Raw genomic sequence first — 21911 nt, 5'->3', positions numbered from 1 at the left:
TCACACGTGCGCGCGAGGCTGCGGTCGCCGTTCGGCGCCGGCGAAGAGGCGGCCCAGCGAGAACGACTCCCGCTCGGGATCCCACGCACGGAACGGCACCCACATGAGGAGATAGAACGGCATCGCGGTCGCGGCGACAGCGAACGTCCCGAGGGCCGCCGACAGGCGCTTGCCGTGCAGCGCAAGCGTGCGAGGACCGCGCAGCACGTAACGCCAGTAACTACCCACCGGAGACAGATACCGACGACCGGAGATGCTCGCTTCCATCCCCGGCACCATCGCACAGGACAATCCCTCGCTCTGCAGGGTCAACGACAGATCCGTGTCCTCGTGGACGTCCTCGCCGTCGTGTAACGCGGACTTGATGTCCTCCCACGCCGTCTTGAGAATCGCCATGTTCGAACCGAAAAGTCCGGGCGCGGCGATCGACTCACCCCGCTCGAGTTTCGCCTCATTCTTCGCATTCATCTTTCGCTGCAAGGACGCGAACAGCCCCTGAAACGGAAGGTCATAGCAGGTACAGGTACCGGTCGCCGCGGCATATCTGTCGCTGTGCCGGGAAAAGAACGATTTGATATTCGCGGCCCAATTCTCATTTATTTTCGTGTCGACATCAATTCTCGCTACGATATCTCCCGTCGCGGAATTCATTCCCGTGCTACGCGCAGGCGCACAACCCTGTGCCACTTCCTTGACGAGCCGCACCTTGGGTTCCCGGTGCTGCGCTGCAGCAACTATCGCTGCCGTCGCGTCGGTCGAGTTGTTGTCGACCACGATGACCTCGTCGATGTGATCGATCTGCTCGAATATCCTGTCCAGACACTCCTGGATTGCCGCTTCCTCGTTGTACGCCGGGATAACCACAGAGAGAGTTGAAATCGACATGCCTCAGTAATAGCAAAGGTTCCGCATATCCGCGCACCGAGGCCATTAATTGGACAATTGTTCAAAATACTCTAGGTCTATCGCGAAGACCCTCGCCACTTGGAGTTATCGAGTAATTCACACTGCACGGTACCGAAGGCGGGTTATGCGCCGATTCAGTGAACTCGAGGTATTTACCGAGGCGGAAAGACCACCGGGGTCGGCTCCGGCCCGTCCTGGCGGCGGAAGAGACGAGCTCTCCCACCGCCCGGACGATGCCTCAGCGTCCGGCTCGCGACCGCGCCTGTGCCACCAAGCCGGTCAGTGCCGCTACCCAGCACTGCCCGAAGTCGTCCACCTCGGAGGCCGTCAGAATTCCCGGGGGGAATGACATGAACGCCGTCAACTGCCGACCATCCGCGGTATCGGTGATCACCGACTGGATGTCGAGCACCGCCTGGGCAGGCATCTCACTGTTCACCTGTCCACCCGTCACCGAGGTCTCGAAATCGGGCAGCCAGTCCAGGCCCTGCGCCGCCTCGGGAATTTCCGCAGCGTTGACGCGGCCAATGTAGTTGAACACGATCTGCGGTTCCGGCCAATTGCTCATGACCGCGGCGGTCGCCGGGTTCAGGTAACGCAGCAACCCGTAGCCGATGCCCTTGTCAGGTACCGCACCGAGCTGATTCCGTACCGCCTGTACCGCGGCTGCCGCACTCGGGCCACCCTCGATCGCCTCACCGATATCGACCCCTGCGAGATCGAGTCGAGCCGGATACATCGTGGTGAACCAGCCGACCGTACGGGACAAATCTGCACCGGGAACCACTGATTCTTCGCGACCGTGGCCCTCGAGAGTGACTACCGCCGACGGCTCGTCGATCCCACGGCCCTGCCGCCAGGCGGCCACCGCGAGTGCGAGGGCCGCGGCGAGCACGTCACCGATTTCCGCGTCGAGTGCGCCGGGAGCCGTCCCGAGCAAGGCCCCGGTGACGGGGGCCGGCACATCGACCCGGGTGCGCTCGAGAGTGCTGACGACGTCGGACCGAAGATCCAGTTCCCGCGACCCCAGCAGGGGGTCCGGGCCGGTGAGCATCCGCTCCCACACGGCCAGTTCGGCCACCCGCTCCGGACTCACGGCTGCCTCGAGGAGGCCGTCGGTCCACCGCCGCAGGGACGTTCCCACCGGCTCCAGCGACGGCGTCTGCCCCGCTGCGATCTGGGCACCGGCCGTTGCGAGGTCCGGGACCAGGATGCGCCACGAGACCGAGTCGATCACGAGGTGATGGGGCACCACCAGCAGTCGGCCCGCCCGGCTCGAATCGGCCGGGTCGAACCACACGAACTGGAGCATCGAACCTGTTCGGGGGTCGAGCCGGTCGAGCGCCTGCGCGAAGGCGGCACTCGCCACCTCGTCGAATTCCGGGGAACCGGGTTCGGCGGTGACGGCGACACGCTCCACCGCACCGTCGAGGTCGACACTGCCGGCGGGTGCGATCTCGAGGGCAGGCTCCGACGACTCCGACACCAGCGTGGCACGGAGAGCGTCGTGCTTGTCCACCACCGCGGAGAGTGTCGCGATCAGCTGGTCACGTCCGATGCCGGCAGGAAGCGTCACCATCAGCGGCATCACGAAGCGGTCGAAATTCCCACCGCGCTCGACCATCTTCCGGGCGACCGGAGTGAGCGGCACCGTGCCGACACCGCCGCCCTCGTATTCCTGCAACGCAGCTGCCGCGGACGCGCCCGAATCGGCGACCGCCGCCAGCTCGGCGACGGTGCGCCGCTCGAACACGTCGCGTGCCGTGAAGTGGATCCCGGCCGACCGTGCCCGCGCCACCAGCTGAATGGAGACGATGCTGTCGCCACCGAGCTCGAAGAACGAGTCGTCGACACCCACGCGGTCCCGCCCGAGCAGTTCCGCGAAGATCGACGCCAGCGCCCGTTCGCTGTCGGTGCGCGGCGCCCGGAACTGGGCCGCCGAGGCGAAGTCGGGCACCGGTAGGGCACGCCGGTCGAGCTTGCCGCTGGTACCCAGCGGCAGTTCGGCAAGAACCATCACGGCGTCCGGCAGCATGTAGTCGGGCAACGATTCTGCGACGAACCCCGTGAGCGCAGCCGTGTCGACAGCCGAACCCGGCTTCGGGACGACGTACGCCACGAGCCGTGCGCCGACCTCACTGTCCCGCACGATCACAGCCGCCTGCGCCACGTCGGTGTGGCGCACGAAGGCCTCCTCCACCTCACCGAGTTCGATACGCAGGCCGCGGACCTTCACCTGGAAGTCGGTACGGCCGACGAACTCCAGTTCACCACTCTCGTTCCACCGCACGAGGTCACCGGTGCGGTACATCCGTGCGCCGTCGACGCCGAAGGGGTCGGCGACGAATCGTTCGGCGCTCAGCGCAGCGCTGTTGATGTATCCGCGCGCCAGCTGGGCCCCGTCGAGGTACAGCTCACCGGGCACACCGATCGGCGACGGCGTCAAGTTCGCGTCGAGCACGTAGGCCCGGGTGTTCCAGACCGGGCCACCGATCGGCGCGATGGTCCCGGTGCGCGAACGGTCCACGACCTGAGCCGCCGAGTTGATTGTGACCTCGGTCGGTCCGTACAGGTTGACCAGCTCGGCGGAACCGACCCGTGCGAGCCGATCCGTCGCCGACTGCGGAAGTGGTTCACCGCCGGCGAAGACCAGCCGCAGCGAACCGCACAGGTCGGCCGTGGCCGCGTCGAGGAACATCGTCAGGACCGACGGAACGAACTGGACCACGGTCACGGACTCCGCGCCCACCGTCTTCGCCATGTACTCGGGGTCGCGGTGACCGTCCGGGGAGGCGACGACGAGGGTGCCGCCGACCACCAACGGCAAGAACAGCTCCCACACCGAGGCGTCGAACGTGAAGGGAGTCTTCTGCAGGATCACGTCCTCGGCACCGATGCCGTACTCGTCCCGCATCCACTCGAGCTGGTTGGCCAGCGCCGAATGTGGAATCGCCACACCCTTGGGGCGTCCCGTCGAACCGGACGTGTACAGCGCGTACGCCAGGTTCTCCGGGTGGAGTTCACCGAGCCGCTCGGCATCCTCGACTGCAGTGTCGGCGTAGCCGGAGAGGTCGAAGTCCTCCACCAGATACACGGGCACGTCGACGTCGAGATTGGCGATGTCGTCGGCAACGCTCAGCACACACGTCGGGGCAGCGCTGTCCACCACGTAGGTGGTCCGGTCGGCCGGATGCTCCGGGTCGATCGGCACGTATGCACCACCCGCCGCGTGCACGGCGTACAGGCTGATCACCATGTCGAGGGAGCGTCGCATCGCGATGCCGACCACCGAGTCCGGTCCCACGCCCAGCGCGATCAGGTGACGGGCCAGCCGGTTCACCCGCGCGTCGAACTGCGCGTAGCTCAGTCGATCCTGCCCGGCGACCACGGCGGTCGCATCCGGGGTGCGCGCGACCTGAGCACGGAACATCGAGGTCACGGACTGGGCGGAGACGCCGTGCGCGGTGTCGTTCCACCGGGACAGGACGAGGTCGCGTTCCTCGGCCGCCAGCAGGTCGAGATCGCCGACCAGCGTGGCACCGCCGGCAGCGATGGTGTGGAGGATGCGGTCCAGGCGTGCCCCGATCCGCTCGACAGTGTCTGCCCCGAACACGTCCGGGAGGTACTTCAGTACCAGCTGGACCTCGGCGTCCGACTGCGCCAGGAGGCTCAGCGGGTAATGCGAGGCGTCGCTGATCTGCGCACCGGTGACCCGCAACCCGTCGATGTCGCTGGACTCGGTGAGACCGGCCCGATCGATCGGGTACGACTCGAACACCGTCAACGTGTCGAACAGTCCGCCGATTCCGGCGATCTGCTGGATCTCGGGCAGCCCGATGTGGTGATGCTCGAGCAGGGCCGACTGTTCGGCCTGGAGACGCTCGAGAAGCCCGAGGAGCGACTCGCGGGGATCGATGCGCACGCGGATCGGGATCGTGTTGATGAACAGACCCACCATCGATTCGATGCCGTTGACCTCCGGCGGACGACCCGACACCGTGGCACCGAAGACGACGTCGTCGGACGCCGTCATCCGGGACAGGAGCAGACCCCACGCTGCCTGGACGATGGTGTTCATCGTCAGGCCACGATCCCGGGCGACGCGCGCCAGGTTCTCGCTGACCGCCGGACCGAGGCGTACCGCGAACTCGGCGGGCTCGGGGCGTACCGGACCGCTGGGTGCGGGGGCGAGCACGGTGGGACCGTCCAGCCCGGCAAGTGCGTGCGCCCACGCCGTACGTGAGGCGTGCGTGTCACGCGCGGACAGCCAGCTGAGGAAGTCCCGGTAGCCACGTACCCGCGGCAACACCGAGCTGTCTCCCCGGGTGGCGTACAACACCAACAAGTCCTTCATCAGCAACGGCATCGACCATCCGTCGAGCAGGATGTGGTGGTTGCTGATGGAGAAGCTGAAGGTATCCGGCCCCGTGCGAATCAGCAGGAATCGCATCAACGGGGGTCGCGCCATGTCGAAGCGAGCCGAGCGGTGCTCACCCAGAAGGGTGCTCATCCGTTCTTCACGTGCCGCCTCGGACAGTCCGGACAGGTCGATTTCTTCCCAGGGCAGTTCCACGGAATCGACGACCACCTGCACCGCTTCCCCGGCATCGTCGGTGACGAAGGCGGTACGCAGGTTCGCGTGACGCGCGATGAGCGCCTCGGCGGCAGCCCGCAATCGGGCGGCATCGACGGTGCCTGCGAGGCCGAGCACCACCTGTGCGGTGTACACGTCGACGGCGTCCTCGGCGAGCACCGAGTGGAAGAACATGCCGGACTGCAGCGGTGCCAGCGGCCACACGTCGGAGGCCTCCGGGTAGCGCTGTTCCAGGATCTCGAGATCGTGCTGGGTCACGGTGACGAGCGGGACGTCCGACGGGGTCAGGCCGCCGCCGTCGGGCCGTGACGCGTGCTCTGCCAACGCAGCCGCCGCCGCGTGCCAGAGTTCGGCCAGCTCCCAGACGTCGGATTCGTCGAGGATCTCCTCGGCGAACGCGATCTTCGCCTCGAGCTGGGGACCCGATGCCGATTCGGAGGTGACGGCGTTGATGCTGAGCACAGCAGGCGCGACCATCTCGTCGTCCATTGCGCCGCCGAACTCGCCCGAGTCGCTGTCGGGGACCCAGCCGAGGTCCCGGATTTCCTCCGGGAGGTCGACCGAACCCGCGCGACCGAGATAGTTGAAGCCGATCTGCGGCGTCGGCAGCGCTGCCAGCGCCGGGGCGGTCTCCTCGTTCAGGTAGCGCAGCAAGCCGAAGCCCATGCCGCGGTCCGGGACCGCCAGCAGCTGTTCCTTGACGGCCTTCAGAGCCGCACCCGCAGACCGTCCGCCGTCGAAGGCCTCGGCCAGGTCGGCACGTGAGACATCGAGGCGCACGGGGAACAGGCTGGTGAACCAGCCCACGGTCCGCGACAGGTCGGCACCCGGGACAACGGATTCTTCACGGCCGTGGCCCTCGAGATTGATGAGCACCGACTGGTCGCCCGGGGCGTCGTCGACTCCGGTCTTGTTCCGGCGCCACTGCGCGACAGCGAGCGCGAGCGCCGCGAGAAGGCCGTCGTTGACGCCACCGTTCACGGACTGCGGGATCGAGGTCAGCAACGCCTGCGTCACCGGTGTGGAGAAGGTCATGCTCAGACTGTGCGTCCGGGCGATCACATCCCGCTCCGGGTCGAAAGCCCGCTTGCCCAGCAGCGGATCGGTGCCGTCGAGCATGGTCCGCCAGAAGTCGAGTTCGGCCACGCGGTGTGGAGATTTCGCTTCCTCCACCAACCCGTGCGCCCACGCCCGCACCGACGAGCCGACCGGCTCGAGCTGCGGCTTCTCCCCCCGCGCGATCTGTGATCCTGCGGTGGCGAAGTCGGGCAACAACACTCGCCACGACACACCGTCGACGACGAGGTGGTGCGCCAGGACCAGCAGTCGTCCGCTCTGTCCGGGCAGCGACTCGGCGGGAGCGAACCAGACGAATTCCGTCATCCGCCCCGATGCGGGATCGAGTCGGCTCGCGGCGCGGTCGAGTGCCGCACGCCCCAGCCGCTCGAATGCCTCGGTCCCCGGCTTGTCGGTGAACTCGACGCGTTCGAACAGCTCATCGGCGCCGAGAGCCTCGCCGACGGGCAGTGTGTCGAACACCCAGTCGTTCCCCGAGCGGGTCAACCGGGATCGGAGGATGTCGTGGTGACTCAGGATCGCGTCCACGGTCTCCACCAGCTGCTCCCGGGTCACGCCTGCGGGCGTGGTCAGCAGAACGGCCTGCGAGAACCTGTCGAATCGGCCCGCGCTTTCGGTCAGCCAGTGCGCGATCGGCGTGAGGGGTATCGAACCGACTCCGCCGCCGGGCAGTTCCTCGAGGGTCACCGACTCGACGTCGGTGGCCCAGGCGGCGACGTCGGCGAGTTCGGCAACAGTCTTGCGCTCGAACACGTCTCGCGCCGAGAACAGGACACCGGCGTTCTTGGCCCGCGTGGTCAGCTGGATCGACACGATGCTGTCGCCGCCGAGGGCGAAGAACGAATCGTCGACGCTGACCCTCTCGACACCGAGGACCTGCGCGAAGACGTCGGCGATAGCCTTCTCCATCGGCGTCGACGGCGCGCGGAACTCGGTGGCGACCGATACGAACCGAGGTTCCGGTAGTGCCTTGCGGTCCAACTTTCCTGCGGGTGTCAGCGGCACCGAGTCGATCGGCATGATCGACGAGGGCACCATGTAGCCCGGCAGCGTCTCGGACACGAACGCGGACAACTCGGCGACGTCGATCGACGCGCCCGGGGCAGGCATCACGTAGGAGACGAGGACGGTCTGACCGGTCTGCTCGCGATGATGGCCGAGGGTGACCGCGAAGTCCACGCTCGGATGCCTTCCGAGTTCGGCATCGATCTCGCCGAGCTCGATCCGGAATCCGCGGACCTTCACCTGGAAATCGGATCGACCGACGTAGTCGAGGACGAGCTCGCCCTGTCCTTCCGATCCTTCGTCGTCGGCGTAGACCCAGCGGACGACGTCGCCCGTGCGGTACAGCCGCTCCCCCGGACCACCGAACGGGTTGGCGACGAAACGCTCTGCAGTGAGGGCGAATCGGTTGTGGTAGCCGCGTGCCACGCTCGGCCCCGCCACGTAGAGCTCACCCGCGACACCGACCGGGACGGGGCTGAGCCGGGAGTCGAGCACGACCACGTCGACACCGCGCGTCGGACCGCCGATGGTGACGGGCTGATCGGCCCTCATCGGGGAGCTCGACGTGCTCCAGATCGTCGCTTCGGAGGGGCCGTACAGGTTGTACATGCGCCGGCCGGGCGCCCACCTCTGCATCAGCTCGGGCGGGCAGGCCTCACCGGCCACCGACAGAACCTCGATGCCACCCAGGCCGGCGGGATCCACCGTCGTCAGCGCCGCCGGGGTGATGAAGGCGTGGCTGACCTCCTGCTCCCTGAGCAGTCGGGCCAATTCCTCGCCGCCGTACACGACCCCGGAGGCGATGACCATCGTCGACGAGGCGGCAACGGCCAGAAGCAATTCGAACACGGACGCGTCGAAGCTCGGCGACGCGAAGTGCAGGACCCTCGACTGCGGCGTGAGCCCCAGCCGTTCGACCTGTTCCCGCGTGACGTTCGCCAGCCCGGTGTGGGTGACGACGACGCCCTTCGGCAGACCGGTCGAGCCCGAGGTGTAGATGACATATGCGGCGTCGTCCACCCGCGTGGGACGGATTCGGGTGTCGTCGGTGACGGCCTCGGACGAAACGTGGGCGCATGCACTGTCCATGTCTTCGTCGCCCAGGACGAGCCACCGCACCGTGTCCGGCAGGTCGGCGCTGTGCGCCGCCGTGGTCAGGCCGATCTCCACGCGCGAATCCGTGACCATGTGCAGAATGCGGTCGTACGGGTAGCTCGGGTCGACGGGCACGAAGGCGGCACCCGTCTTCGCGACCGCCCAGATCGAGAGGATCGACTCCACCGATCGGGTGAGTGCGAGAGCCACGAAATCGTCCGAACCGATTCCGCGGCCGATCAGTACCCGGGCCAGACGGTTCGAGCGCTCGTCGAGTTCGCGATACGTGACCTGCTGGTTCCCGCACACGACCGCCACGGCCTCGGGGTTCGCCTCCGCCGCAGCGGCGAGGATGCGGGCCAACGTCTGCGGCGGAACCGATGCTGCACCGCGCACGGGCGCGAGGACCCGCTGCTCGTCGCTGTTCAGGACGTCGATGTCACCGATGACCACCGAGGCGTCGCGAGTGATCGCCTCGAGGATGAGGCGGAACCGGAACGCGAACGCGGCGATGGTGCGTTCGTCGAACAGGTCGGTGGCGTAGGTGAACACCGCGCGCATCGGCGCGGAGCCCCCGGTGCCCGCGGGCTCTCCGGCAGCGTCCGCGAGGGTCAGCTGGAGATCGAACTTGGCCGCGCTGACTCCCCCGTCGAGACCCTCGACGGTCAACCCCGGAAGTTCGAGGTGGGCCTGCTCGACGTTCTGGAAGGCCAGCGCAACCTGGAACAGCGGCGAGAAGGCGGTCGACCGCTCCGGCTGCAGAATCTCCACCAGACGCTCGAACGGCACATCGGTGTGCGTGAACGCGCCGAGGTCGTGCTGGCGGACCTGCGCGAGCAGGTCGGCGAATCGGTCGTCGACATCCACCTGCGAGCGCAGCACCAGGGTATTGACGAACATGCCGACGAGGTCGTCGAGAGCTGCCTCACCGCGTCCTTCTATCGCGGTGCCGATGGCGATGTCCTGCGTGGCGCTGAGCCGGGCCAACAGGACTGACAACGCGGCGTGCGCCACCATGAACAGCGACGCATTGTGCTCGCGGGCGAGCACGCCGAGGCGTCGACGGAGTTCCGCATCGATCTCGAACTCGAAGTTGGCGCCTCGCATCGACTGGGCCGGAGGCCGAGGTCGGTCCGTCGGCAGCGGCAGCACGTCCGGCAACCCGGCCAGGGTCTCGCGCCAGTAGTCGATCTGCTTCGCGGCCAACGAATCCGGGGCGTTCTCGTCGCCGAGCAGTTCATGCTGCCACAACGCGAAATCGGCGTACTGGACGTCGAGCGGGGCCCAGTTGGGTTCGGATCCGGCGGCCCGGGCGCTGTAGGCGACCACGACGTCACGCGCCAGCGGCGCCGTCGAGGCACCGTCCGCGGAGATGTGGTGGACGACGATCACCAGCACGTGATGCTCGGAGTCGAGCCGCAGGAGGCGGGCCCGGACGGGTACTGCCTTCGCGACATCGAATCCGGCGGTGACGAGGGCGATCACGTGGTTCCGCAGACCGTCCTCGTCGGCGACGCTCTCGACTTCGAGTTCCGTGAACGCCTCGGCGCAGGACACGACGACCTGCCCGGGACCCTCTCCCGTGTCCGGGTAGCGGGTGCGCAGGGTCTCGTGCCGTTCGACGACGTCCCCGAGGGCCTGTTCGAGCGCCCGGACGTCGAGTTCGCCGGTCAACCGAATGGCGAGCGGGATGTTGTAGGCCGCCGATGCGGTGTCGAACTGGTTGATGAACCACATCCGAGACTGCGCCGGGGACAACGGGATCCGCGCCGGACGCGGTTGCGGGACCAGCGCAGGCCGGCCGACCCCCGTCGAATCGGATTGCTCGACCCGTGCGGACAGGGCGATCACGCTGGGCGCCTCGAAGAGCTCACGCACACCGATCGAGGAATCGAGTGCGGCGTTCACCCGGGCCACCACACGGGTGGCCACGAGCGAGTTGCCACCCAGGTCGAAGAAGCTGGAATCGACACTGACACGCTCGTGGCCGAGCACGTCCGCGAACACTCCCGCGACGATCTCCTCGACCGGGGTCCGCGGCGCCTTGTACTGGTCCGAAACCCCCGCGAACTCGGGCTCGGGCAGCGCCTTGCGGTCGATCTTGCCGTTGATGTTGAGGGGCAACCGGGCGAGCGTCACGAGTGCCGCCGGAACCATGTATCCCGGCACCGAGCGGCCGACGGATCCGAGCACGTCCGCGATGTCGAGTGCATCTCCGGACTCCGGCACGACGTAACCGACCAGCCGGTCACCGGTGTGGCGATCGCTGTGCACGACGACGACTGCCTGAGCCACCGCGGGGTGCGCGAGAAGCGCGCGCTCGATCTCGCCGAGCTCGATGCGGAATCCACGGACCTTCACCTGGAAGTCGGAGCGGCCCACATAGTCGAGGTTGCCGTCCCGATTCCACCGCACCAGGTCACCGGTCCGGTACATCCGGGCACCCGAAGGCCCGAAGGGGTTGGCCACGAACCGTTCCGCGGTGAGGTCGTGGCGGCCGAAGTAGCCGCGCGCCAGCTGGTCACCCGCCAGATAGAGCTCACCTGTCACGCCGGCAGGCACGGGGTGCAGCCGGGTGTCGAGAACGTACGTCTGCGTGTTCCACTCGGGCCGCCCGATCGGGACGGAACCGCCCCGTTCGACGCCGCACCGGTAGTGCGTGACGCTGACCGCCGCCTCGGTCGGGCCGTACAGGTTGAAGATTTCGGCACCGCTGACGTCCCGCAGGCGCTGCACGGTGTCGGCCGGAAGAGCCTCACCGATGCAGAGAACCCGTCGCAACGACGCGAGCTGGGCAGACTCCGCCACCGAGACGAAAGCTGCGAGCAGCGACGGAACGAAGTGCACGTTCGTGACCTGCTGCTCGGCAACGAGTCCGGCGAGGTACGACGGATCTCGGTGACCGTCCGGCTTGGCGACGACGAGCCGTGCCCCCGAGGTCAGCGCCCACCAGAACTCCCACACGGAGAGGTCGAAGGTGGCCGCTGTCTTCAGCAACACCGCATCGTCGGCGGTGAGAGGGTACTCGTCCTGCTTCCATCGCAATTGGTTCGCGATGGCACCGTGCGTGATGGTCACGCCCTTGGGCCGGCCGGTCGAGCCGGACGTGTAGATCACATAGGCCGCATGGGTCGACCGCAACGGTGCCCGGCGATCGGCATCGGTGATCGACGTGTCCGCCGCCCCCGTGAGGTCGAGCTCGTCGAGGACGACGACATCGACACCCGTCGGCAGCGACGCGACGACGCTCCGGAGAGTCAGCACACACACGGGTTGCGCGCTGCCGAGCACGTACGCCGTCCGCTCGACGGGATGATCCGGATCGATCGGCAGGTACACGCCGCCGGCCTGCGCAATGGCATACATGCCGACCAGCAGTTCCACCGACCGCGGAAGGGCAAGGCCCACGACGGTTTCCGGTCCCACACCCAGATCGATGAGGTGGCGAGCGAGCCGGTAGACCCGTGCGGCGAATTCGCCATAGGTCAGTGACTCGTCCTCGAACACGACCGCGGTGGCGTCCGGATCCCTGACTGCCGCGGCGGTGAACATATCGGCGAGTGTCGTCTCGGGCAGTGCCCGTGCCGTGTCGTTCCAGCCCGACACCACCTGGGCGCGCTCGTCGTCCCCGATCAACGGCAGATCGCCGACAGCGACCTGCGGTGACGCGACGGCAGCCGAGAGCACCCGCAGGAACCGATCCGCGAAGCCCTGCACGGTCACCGCGTCGAACAGGTCGGTGGCGTAGGTGAACACACCGGACATCTCCTCGTCCTCGGGGCTGTCCCCTAGGACGAGGTGCAGATCGAACTGAGCTGTGTCGCCTTCCATGTCGAGCGGTGCGACGGTCAGGTCGGGTAGCTGCAGGTCGGACTTCGTCGTGTTCTGGAACGAGTAGCCCACCTGGAAGATCGGGTGATGGGCCATCGAGCGTGCCGGATTGAGCACCTCGACCAGCCGCTCGAACGGCACGTCGGCGTGCGAGAACGCCTCGAGGTCCGCTTCACGTGCACAGTCGAGGATTTCGTCGAAACTTCGCCCGTCGTCCACCTGCACGCGCAGGGCGAGGGTGTTGACGAACATGCCGACGACGTCGTCGAGTTCACGCTCACCGCGGCCGGCGATCGGCGTTCCGACCGAGATGTCGTCGGTGCCCGACAGCCTGCTCAGGAGCACCGCGAATGCCGCGTGGACGGCCATGAACACACTGGCGTTGTGCCCTCGGGCGAGCGCCGCCAGGCCTCGGTGCAGCGCCGCGTCGATCGTGAAATCGACCCTCGCTCCGCGCAGCGACTGCACGGGCGGACGCGGGCGGTCGAGCGGAAGCTCGAGAAGGTCCGGCACACCGGCCAGCGCCTTCTTCCAGAAGTCGAGCTGTGCCGAGATGAGACTCTGCGGATCGTCTTCGCTGCCCAGCAGTTCGCGCTGCCAGATCGCATAGTCGGCGTACTGCACGGGAAGCGGACCGAAGCCCGGCTCCCGTCCCGCTGCACGGGACGCGTACGCCACCATGACGTCGCGCACGAACGGTGCCGTCGACTCGCCGTCGGTGGACACGTGGTGCACGATGAGCGCGAGCACGTAGTCCTGAGGGGCAGTCTCGAACAACCGCATCCGGATCGGGGGCACGTCGGCGGTCACATCGAATCCCGCGGTGGCCATCTCCACCAGGCGGGAGCGTAATTCGTCGCCCGTCACGGCAACCGGCGCGAGATCGACCGGAACCTGCTCGGCGGGGAGGATGACCTGATGGGGTCCGTCCGCGGAATCCGGGTAAGTGGTCCGCAGTGATTCGTGCCGTTCGAGCACGTCGAACACCGCGGCCCGCAGCGCCTCCACGTCGAGGGCGCCCGTCAACCGGACCGCCAACGGGATGTTGTAGGCCGCCGACTCGGGATCGAAGCGGTTGATGAACCACATTCGCGACTGCGCGAGGGAGAGGGGAATGTGATCCGGCCGCTTCCGTGGCCCGAGCACGGGTCGAACCTCGTCGCTGGTGGCAGTGGCCGAGATGCGGACGGCGAGCGAGGCCACGGTCGGCGCCTCGAACAACTCCCGGACACCCACCCGGAGCCCGAATGCCTGCCCCACCCGGGACACGACGCGAGTGGCGCTGAGCGAGTTGCCGCCGAGGTCGAAGAAACTGTCGTCCACGCTCACCGCGGACAGACCGAGGACCTCGCAGAAGATCGTGGCGACGGTCTCCTCGGCCGGTGTCGACGGTGCGCGGAACTCTGCACTCGAGGAGACGAACTCCGGCTCGGGCAGGCGCGCGCGGTCCAGCTTGCCGATTCCGGTCAACGGGATCTCGTCGAGCAGGATCACCACCGACGGCACCATGTACGGCGGAAGGGTCTCGCCGACAACCGTCTTCAGCGATTCCGGATCCACCGTCGCACCATCGACCGGCAGGACGTAGGACACGAGGGTCGTCAGGCCCGCGGGGTTCTCCCGGCCCACGGTCACGGCGAACTCGATGTCCGGCTGGGCCGCCAGTGCGGCGTCGATCTCACCGAGCTCGACGCGGAACCCACGAACCTTCACCTGGAAGTCGGACCGGCCGACGTACTCCACGCGGTGGTCGTCCGCCCACCGCACCACGTCTCCGGTGCGGTACATACGCGAGCCGGGCTCGCCGAACGGGTTGGCCACGAAACGCTCGGACGTGACCGCCGGACGGTTGTGGTATCCGCGGGTCACCGACGGTCCACAGATGTAGAGCTCGCCGGGAACGCCTTCGGGCACCGGGCGCAGGCGGGAGTCGAGGATGAGTGATTCGACACCGCGCAACGGCTTACCGATCGTCACCCGTTCCCCGGCCACCATCGGTTCGGTGACCGTGACGATCACCGTGGTCTCGGTCGGCCCGTAAGCGTTACGCATCTCGCGGCCGGGCGCCCATCGGGCAACCAGTTCCGGTGTGCACGTGTCGCCGCCGACCACGACGGACCGCACGGAGTCGAGTCCCTCGGGATCGACGGTCATCAGTGCGGTCGGCGTCATCACGACGTTGTTCACCTGCTCACGGCGGATCAGGTCGGCGAGCTCGTCGCCGCCGTACACGTCCGCGGGTGAAATCACCAAAGTGGCGCCGGCACTGAACGCGGCGAGCATCTCACCGACCGAGGTGTCGAAGCTCGGCGACGCCACGTGCAGGAAACGCGAACTCGGCGACACGACGTAGTGCTCACGAACCTCGCTGGTGAGGTTCGCCAGACCGCGGTGGGTGACCACGACGCCCTTCGGTTTGCCCGTCGAGCCGGACGTGTAGATCAGGTACGCCGGGTGATCGACGGTCAGCTGACGGCGACGATCGGCGTCGCATACCGGAGCCGCCGACACCGTACGCGTCTGGTCGGCGAACTCGGGAGCATCGAGGACCATCCAGGACACCGTGTCCGGCAGGTCGTCTCGATGACGATCGACCGTGAGACCCAGGACAGCACCCGAATCGGACAGCATCTCGTTGATGCGCTCGAACGGAAGCTTCGGGTCGACGGGCAGGTAGGCGCCACCCGCCTTCGCGATCGACCAGATTCCCAGGATCGATTCCACGGAACGGGTGATGGCGAGCGCCACGTAGTTCTCCGGCCCCACTCCCCGATCGATCAGCACGCGCGCCAGCCGGTTCGATCGCTCGTCGAGTTCGCGGTAGGTGAGCTCACGGCCATCGAAGGACAGCGCAACCGAATCCGGTGCGAGGTCCACGCCCGAACGCAGCAGCTCGGGCAGTGTCCGCGGTTCGAGTGACCGGGGACCGCGCACAGGTGCGATGGCAGCCTTCTCGGCCGCGTCGAGAATGTCGATGTCGCCGAGAATCACGTCCGGCTCGGTCGCCACCGCTCCGAGAATCCGGACGAACCGATCGGCGAACCTCTGCACCGTCCGCTCGTCGAACAGATCGGTCGCGTAGTTGAACGACGCGACGATGCCTGCCGCTCCCCCGTCGACGTAACGCTCACCCACACTGAGCTGGAGATCGAATTTCGCGACATCCAGCGGGGTCTCCAGGACCGAGACCTCGAGGCCGGGGAACTCGAGAGTCGAGCTACCGGTGTTGTTGAACGCCAGGGCAACCTGGAAGAGCGGTTGGTGGGCGGTGGAACGGGGGACGTTCAGCACGTCGACGAGCCGCTCGAACGGAATGTCTCCGTGTGCGAATGCCTCGAGGTCGGTCTCCCGAACCTGCGCCAGCAGCTCCAGGAACCGCAACTCCGGATTCACCGAACTACGCAGGACGAGGGTATTGACGAACATGCCGACCATCTCGTCGATCTCACGCACGCCGCGGCCCGCCACAGGCGTGCCGATGGCGAGATCGGTATTCGAGCTGAGCCGCTCGAGCAGTACGGCGAACGCGGCATGCACGACCATGAACATGCTCGCGTTGTGCCGGCGGGCGAGCGCCGCCAGTGCGCGATGCGTGTCCGGGTCGATGTCGAAGTCGAGCGTCGCCCCGCGCAGCGACTGCACGGGCGGACGCGGGCGGTCGGTGGGAAGTTCGAGCGACTCGGGAAGGTCGGCAAGTGCGTGACGCCAGTAGTCGACCTGGCGCGACGCGATCGACTCCGCGTCGGATTCGTCGCCGAGCACCTCACGCTGCCACAGCGCGAAATCCGCGTACTGCACGGCCAGAGGTTCCCAGCCCGGTGCGTCACCGCCGGCGCGGGCCACATACGCCTGCATCATATCCCGGAACAGTGGTGCCATCGAGGCGCCGTCCGCGGCAATGTGGTGGACGACGAGCACCAGAACGTGCTCGCCTCCACTCATCTGGAGGAGACGGACCCGGAACGGCACCGAGAGACTGACGTCGAAACCTGTGTTCGCGAGCGCACGCGCTCGGCGGTAGGCGTCGGCCTCGTCCGTGGTCGGCTCGACGGTCAACGGCTCCACGGCCTCGGCGGTCGGAAGTATCACCTGATACGGACCATCGGGCGACTCGGGGAACAGGGTGCGCAGCGACTCGTGACGCTCCACCACGTCGGTGAGAGCAGCACCCAGCGCATCGATGTCGAGGTTTCCCCGCAGACGCACCGCCATCGGCAGGTTGTACGCCGCCGACTCGGTGTCGAACTGGTTGATGAACCACATCCGAGACTGCGCCAGTGACAGAGGGATTCGTTCCGGCCGCGGCCCCGCGGTCAACGGCAGGCGCTCGCGGTCGGCGTCGGCCGAGTGCTCGGCAACGGCCGCCACGCCCTCGACCGTCGGGTTTTCGAAGACCGAGCGGACAGTCAATTCCGTGCCGAGAGCCTCTTCGAGACGCGCCACCACCCGGGTGGCACTGAGGGAGTTTCCACCGAGGTCGAAGAACGAATCGGTGGCGCCGGCCCGTTCGATACCGAGAACGTCGGCGAAGACGCCGGCCACGATCTCTTCGAGCGGAGTACGGGGAGCGACGTACTCGTGGTCGTCGGAGTCGAAGTGCGGTTCGGGCAGCCGCTTACGATCCACTTTGCCGTTGTTGTTCAGCGGCATGGATTCGAGGACTACGAGGACGTCGGGAACCATGTGCGCGGGAAGGGTCTTCGCGAGCGAGGACAAGACTTCCCGCGAATCGATATCCCCGGCAGCCGGCACGGCGTAGGCGACGAGCCGCTGTCCCTGCGGGGTGTCCCGGACGACGACGACTGTCTGAGACACGTCGGGGTGCGCCAGCAGAGCGAACTCGATCTCGCCGAGTTCGATGCGCAGGCCGCGGATCTTGACTTGGAAGTCGGTCCTGCCCAGGAAGTCGTAGTTCTTGTCGCTTCGGCGCCGCACCAGGTCGCCGGTGCGGTACATCCTGGTGCCGGGAGCGCCGAACGGGTCCGCGATGAACCGCGTGGAGGTGATCCCGAACATGTTGCCGTAGCCGCGGCCGACCGCGATACCACCGACATAGAGCTCACCCGTCATACCGTCGGGAACCCGGCGAAGCCGGCCGTCCAGAACATACAGCGCCACGTTGTCGAGCGCGGGGCCGATGGGAAGCCGCAATTGATCGGACACCGCATCTTCGGGCGTGATGACGTAGGACGTGACGATGTCGGACGCTTCGGTAGGCCCGTAGCTGTTGTGGCAGCGGACTCCTCGGTCGAGGAACTTCTTGAGCGGCGCAGCCTTGACCGCCTCACCGCCGAGCGCGATGGTGCGGACGCTACGAAGTTCCTCGTTCTGCTCGAGCTCTGCGACGATCTCGAAGGCGCCGGGCGCCATGTTGACCACCGTCAACTCGTTCTCGTCGATCTGACGGAGAATCGACTGGGGTTCGAATCCCTCGACCGCAAGGTGGATCGCTCCACCCGATGACAGCGTTCCCCACACCGTCTTCTGCGTCAGGTCGAATCCGGGTGCCGAGGAAACCAGGACGCCGTCGCCCTGCTCGAGCGCGAGTTGGCCGCGGAACCACACCATCATGTTGCAGAATCCGGCCATCGGCACCAGCGCAGGTTTGGGCCTACCGGTCGAACCGGATGTGGAGATGACGTAGGCCAGGCGAGCGCCGGATCCGTCCTCGGTCCAGTGATTGACGGGGTCGGAGTTCTCGTGTGCCGCCAACTCCGACGCCACGGTGGGGTCGTCGAGTACGAGAACGTCGGCCTCGACGTCGTCGGCGCCTGCCCACGCCGTCGTGGCGACAACGGCACGAGCACCACAGTCGTGGAGCATGGCGCCGATACGTTCCGCGGGGTAGGCCGGATCGATCGGTGCGTAGGCGGCGCCCGCTTTCCACGTTGCGAGCATGCCGATGATCCACTCGATCGAGCGGGGAACCACCAGGGCAACCACGTCGTCGGGACGGACACCGCGGGACGCCAGCTCACGGGCCAACTGATTGGCCCGGGCGTTCAATTCCCGGCGGGAGAGAGCGTGGCCGTTCCCCTTCAACGCAAGGGCGTCCGGATTTGCCCGGACCTGCTCCGACCAGCACTCCACGAGGTCGACGGGAAGCGCACCGGCGCGGCGATCCGACGCAGATGTGGCTTCGGCGATCACCCCGGCGAGCATGCCGGCGAACTGATCCGCGAAACCTTCACCGGATGCTCCGTCGAGCAGACCCGGCAGCAAGGTCGACAAGGCCACCGTCACAGCAGCCTCCGGTCCGACACCGACGCTCGCAAGCGTACGCGCCAGCTCACCGGACTTCTCGTGCCATTGCCGGTAGGTCACATCGTTACCGTTGTGAGACAACGCAATACCGTGAGGATTGATCGATGCTGCCGCATCGAGCAACTCCGGCAGCGGCCGCGTCGCGAGCTCTTCCGCAACACTGTGCGACCCGAGCGATTCCACCGCGTCGCTGGAAGTGCCACCGAGTTCGGCATGTTCTGCGGCCGACAGGATGTCGATGTCACCCACGATCACCGAACTGTCCGCCACGACCGCATCGAGGATCGCCAGGAACCGAGACCGGTAGCCCTCGATCGTCGCTTCGTCGAAGATGTCCGTCGCGTAGCTGAACATCGCCTTCGTCGGACCGTCCGCGTCGGCGCCCTGCTCGTCGACGGCGAGGGTGAGATCGAACTTTGCCAGGTTGGCCTCGTTGTCGAGTGCCGTCACCGTCAGACCGGGCAGCTCGAGCTTGGCCGCCTCGTTGTTCTGGAAGGTCAGCGTCACCTGAACGAGCGGTGCGTAGGTGTTCGACCGCGCCGGGGCGAGTGCCTCGACGAGCCTTTCGAAGGGGATGTCGGTGTTTCCGAAAGCACCCAGATCCGTGTTGCGCACGCTGTCGAGCACATCGGCGAAGGTCGCCGACTGAGAGACCTCTGTCCGCAGCACCAGCGTGTTCACGAACATGCCGACCAGATCGTCCAGGGCGGCGTCGCCGCGGCCGGCGACGGGCGTACCGACCACGATGTCCTCGGTACCGCTCATTCGCGCCAGCAGTACGGCGAACGCCGCGTGTACCACCATGAACACGGAGGCCTGGTGCGCCTGCGCGACGTCCGCGAGGGCCGCTTTCAGGTCAGGACCGAACTCGAACTCGACTCGCGCAGACTGCGGAACCCGGTTGGGCGTGCGCTGGCGATCGAGAGGTAGCTCGAGAAGCTCGGGCGCATCGGCGAGCGTGCTCACCCAGTAGTCCAGCTGCCGGGCAGCCGGCGACGCCGGATCTTCCTCCGAACCGAGCACCTCCCGCTGCCACAGGGCGAAGTCGGCGAACTGCACCGCGAGGGGCGCCCATGCCGGAGCGGAGCCCTCGACCCGCGCGCTGTACGCCGTGAACAGGTCACGCGCCAGTGGCGCGATCGAGCCGCCGTCCGCGGAAATGTGGTGGATGACGATGAGGAGAACGTGCTCGGTGGAGTCCGCCTCCCCCACCCGGAAGAGCGTTGCGCGGACCGGCACGGACTTGGTGACGTCGAACCCGGTGGTGGCGACGGTCAACAGACGATCGCGGAGTTCCGACTCGTCGGCGACGTGCGTCACCTCGAGGTTCAGATCCACCTCGGCGGCCGGCCGGATGACCTGGTGCGGCCCGTCAGGGGAACTCGGGAACTGGGTACGGAGAGATTCGTGGCGTTCGAGCACGTCGGCGAGAGCGGACTGCAGCGCTGTGACGTCGAGAGCACCCGACAGGCGCAGTGCCATCGGGATGTTGTACGACGGGGAGGACGGATCGTAGCGGTTGGCGAACCACATCCGCTGTTGCGCGAGCGACAGCGGGACGCGGTCGGGACGCGGACGCGGTGCCAGAGCAGGGCGGGCGGCGATGCCGGTGCCACGCGCATCCACCCGCGACGCGAGAGCGCCGACGGTGGGAGCCTCGAAGAGTTCGCGGACACCGATGTCCGTATCGAGGGCCGTGTTGATCCGGGACACGACGCGGGTAGCGACGAGCGAGTTGCCGCCGAGTTCGAAGAAGGCGTCGTCGAGCCCCACTCGCTCGACACCGAGCACCTCGGCGAACACAGCGGCCACCGTCTGCTCGATGTGTGACTGCGGAGCGCGGTATTCGCGTGTGACGGCGAACGTTTCGGGAACCGGCAACGCCCGCCGATCGAGCTTGCCCACAGGGGTCAGGGGCACGGATTCGAGAGCGATGACAGTGGCCGGAACCATGAACGACGGCAGGAACTCACCCGCGAAGTCCATCAGTTCTGCCTGGTCCACAGTTCGTCCCGCCGTGGGCAGCACGTAGGACACCAGGGCGGCGTCGCCGGAAGAGGTGGTCAACGCAGACGTGGTGACGAACTCGACCGACTCGTGTCGCGCGAGGACGGCATCGATTTCACCCAGTTCGATCCGGAAGCCGCGAACCTTCACCTGCTGGTCCGACCTGCCGACGTAGTCGGCCGTCAGCGCACCGTGTTCGTCCCGCTTCCATCGGACGACGTCGCCGGTGCGGTACATCCGGTCGCCGGGTGCGCCGTAGGGGTTGGCGACGAAACGTTCGGCGGTCAGCGGCGTACGCCGGTGGTATCCGCGAGCCAGCCCGAGCCCCGACAGATAGAGCTCACCTGCGATACCCAACGGAACAGGGCGCAGACGATCATCGAGCACGAGGGCACTGGTTCCCCGGATCGGGCCACCGATCGTGACCGGACCGTCAGCGGACAGCGGGTCGCTGATATTGGTCATGATCGTGGTCTCGGTGGGTCCGTAGCCGTTGAACAGTGAACGCCCGGGAGCCCAGCGCGCGGCAAGTTCTGCCGGGACCGCTTCGCCGCCGGCCACCACGAACTGGAAGTCGTCGAGACCCGCCGGGTCGACGGACGCGAGGGCGGAGGGCGTGACGAAACCGTGCGTGATCCGGTTCTCGCGGAGGAACTTCGCGAGCTCGGGACCGCCGTACACGTCCGTGGGGGCGATCACCATAGTGGCACCGGCGCCGACCGCGAGCAGCAGTTCGAGCACCGACGCGTCGAAGCTCGGCGAGGCGAAATGCAAGGTCCGCGACGCGGTGGTCACCTGGTAACGCTCACGCTGTTCGGCAGCGAAGTTCGCCAGACCGCGGTGGCTGACGACGACACCCTTGGGCTGCCCGGTGGTGCCGGACGTGTAGATGACGTACGCGCTGTTCGCCGGTGTCACCGACGAACGACGGTCCGCGTCGGTGACCGGAGCCGCCGAGTACTGCGCCCAAGCGGTGTCGGCGTCGTCACCGTCGAGGAGCAGCCAGTCGACGCCGGCCGGCAGCCGGTCGAGCTCGGATGCGACGGAAAGCCCCAGCGTCACACCGGAATCGGTGACCATGTGGGCGATACGCTCGTCTGGGTACTTCGGGTCGATCGGCACGTAGGCGCCG

The 21911-nt window shown here is 67.2% G+C and carries 2 protein-coding genes (1 of these 2 running past the window's edge); both read right to left on the bottom strand.

All coding sequences use genetic code 11. The annotated features are described in order from the left end of the window. A complete protein-coding gene (locus tag GFS60_RS25575; RefSeq protein WP_159925589.1) occupies window positions 1–885 on the bottom strand; it encodes a glycosyltransferase in 885 nt (294 codons plus the stop codon). Between the two features lie 259 nt (window positions 886–1144). Continuing rightward, window positions 1145–21911, bottom strand: the 3' portion of a protein-coding gene (locus GFS60_RS25570) for a non-ribosomal peptide synthase/polyketide synthase (RefSeq protein ID WP_236603286.1). The gene runs 12995 nt beyond the window's last position; only the last 20767 of its 33762 coding nucleotides appear in the window; its start codon lies off the right edge, out of view — the gene reads right to left on this strand; it ends in the stop codon at window positions 1145–1147.

This window comes from Rhodococcus sp. WAY2, assembly GCF_009859915.1.
In the GTDB taxonomy this organism is placed as follows: Bacteria; Actinomycetota; Actinomycetes; order Mycobacteriales; family Mycobacteriaceae; genus Rhodococcus_F; species Rhodococcus_F oxybenzonivorans.
Note: the sequence above shows the minus strand (reverse complement) of the source record. Positions and strands in the feature narration are given on the sequence as shown.

What these genes read in the sequence shown, in the direction of transcription:
- GFS60_RS25575 (WP_159925589.1), bottom strand. Translation starts at nt 885, where the DNA reads ATGTCGATTTCAACTCTCTCTGTGGTTATCCCGGCGTACAACGAGGAA.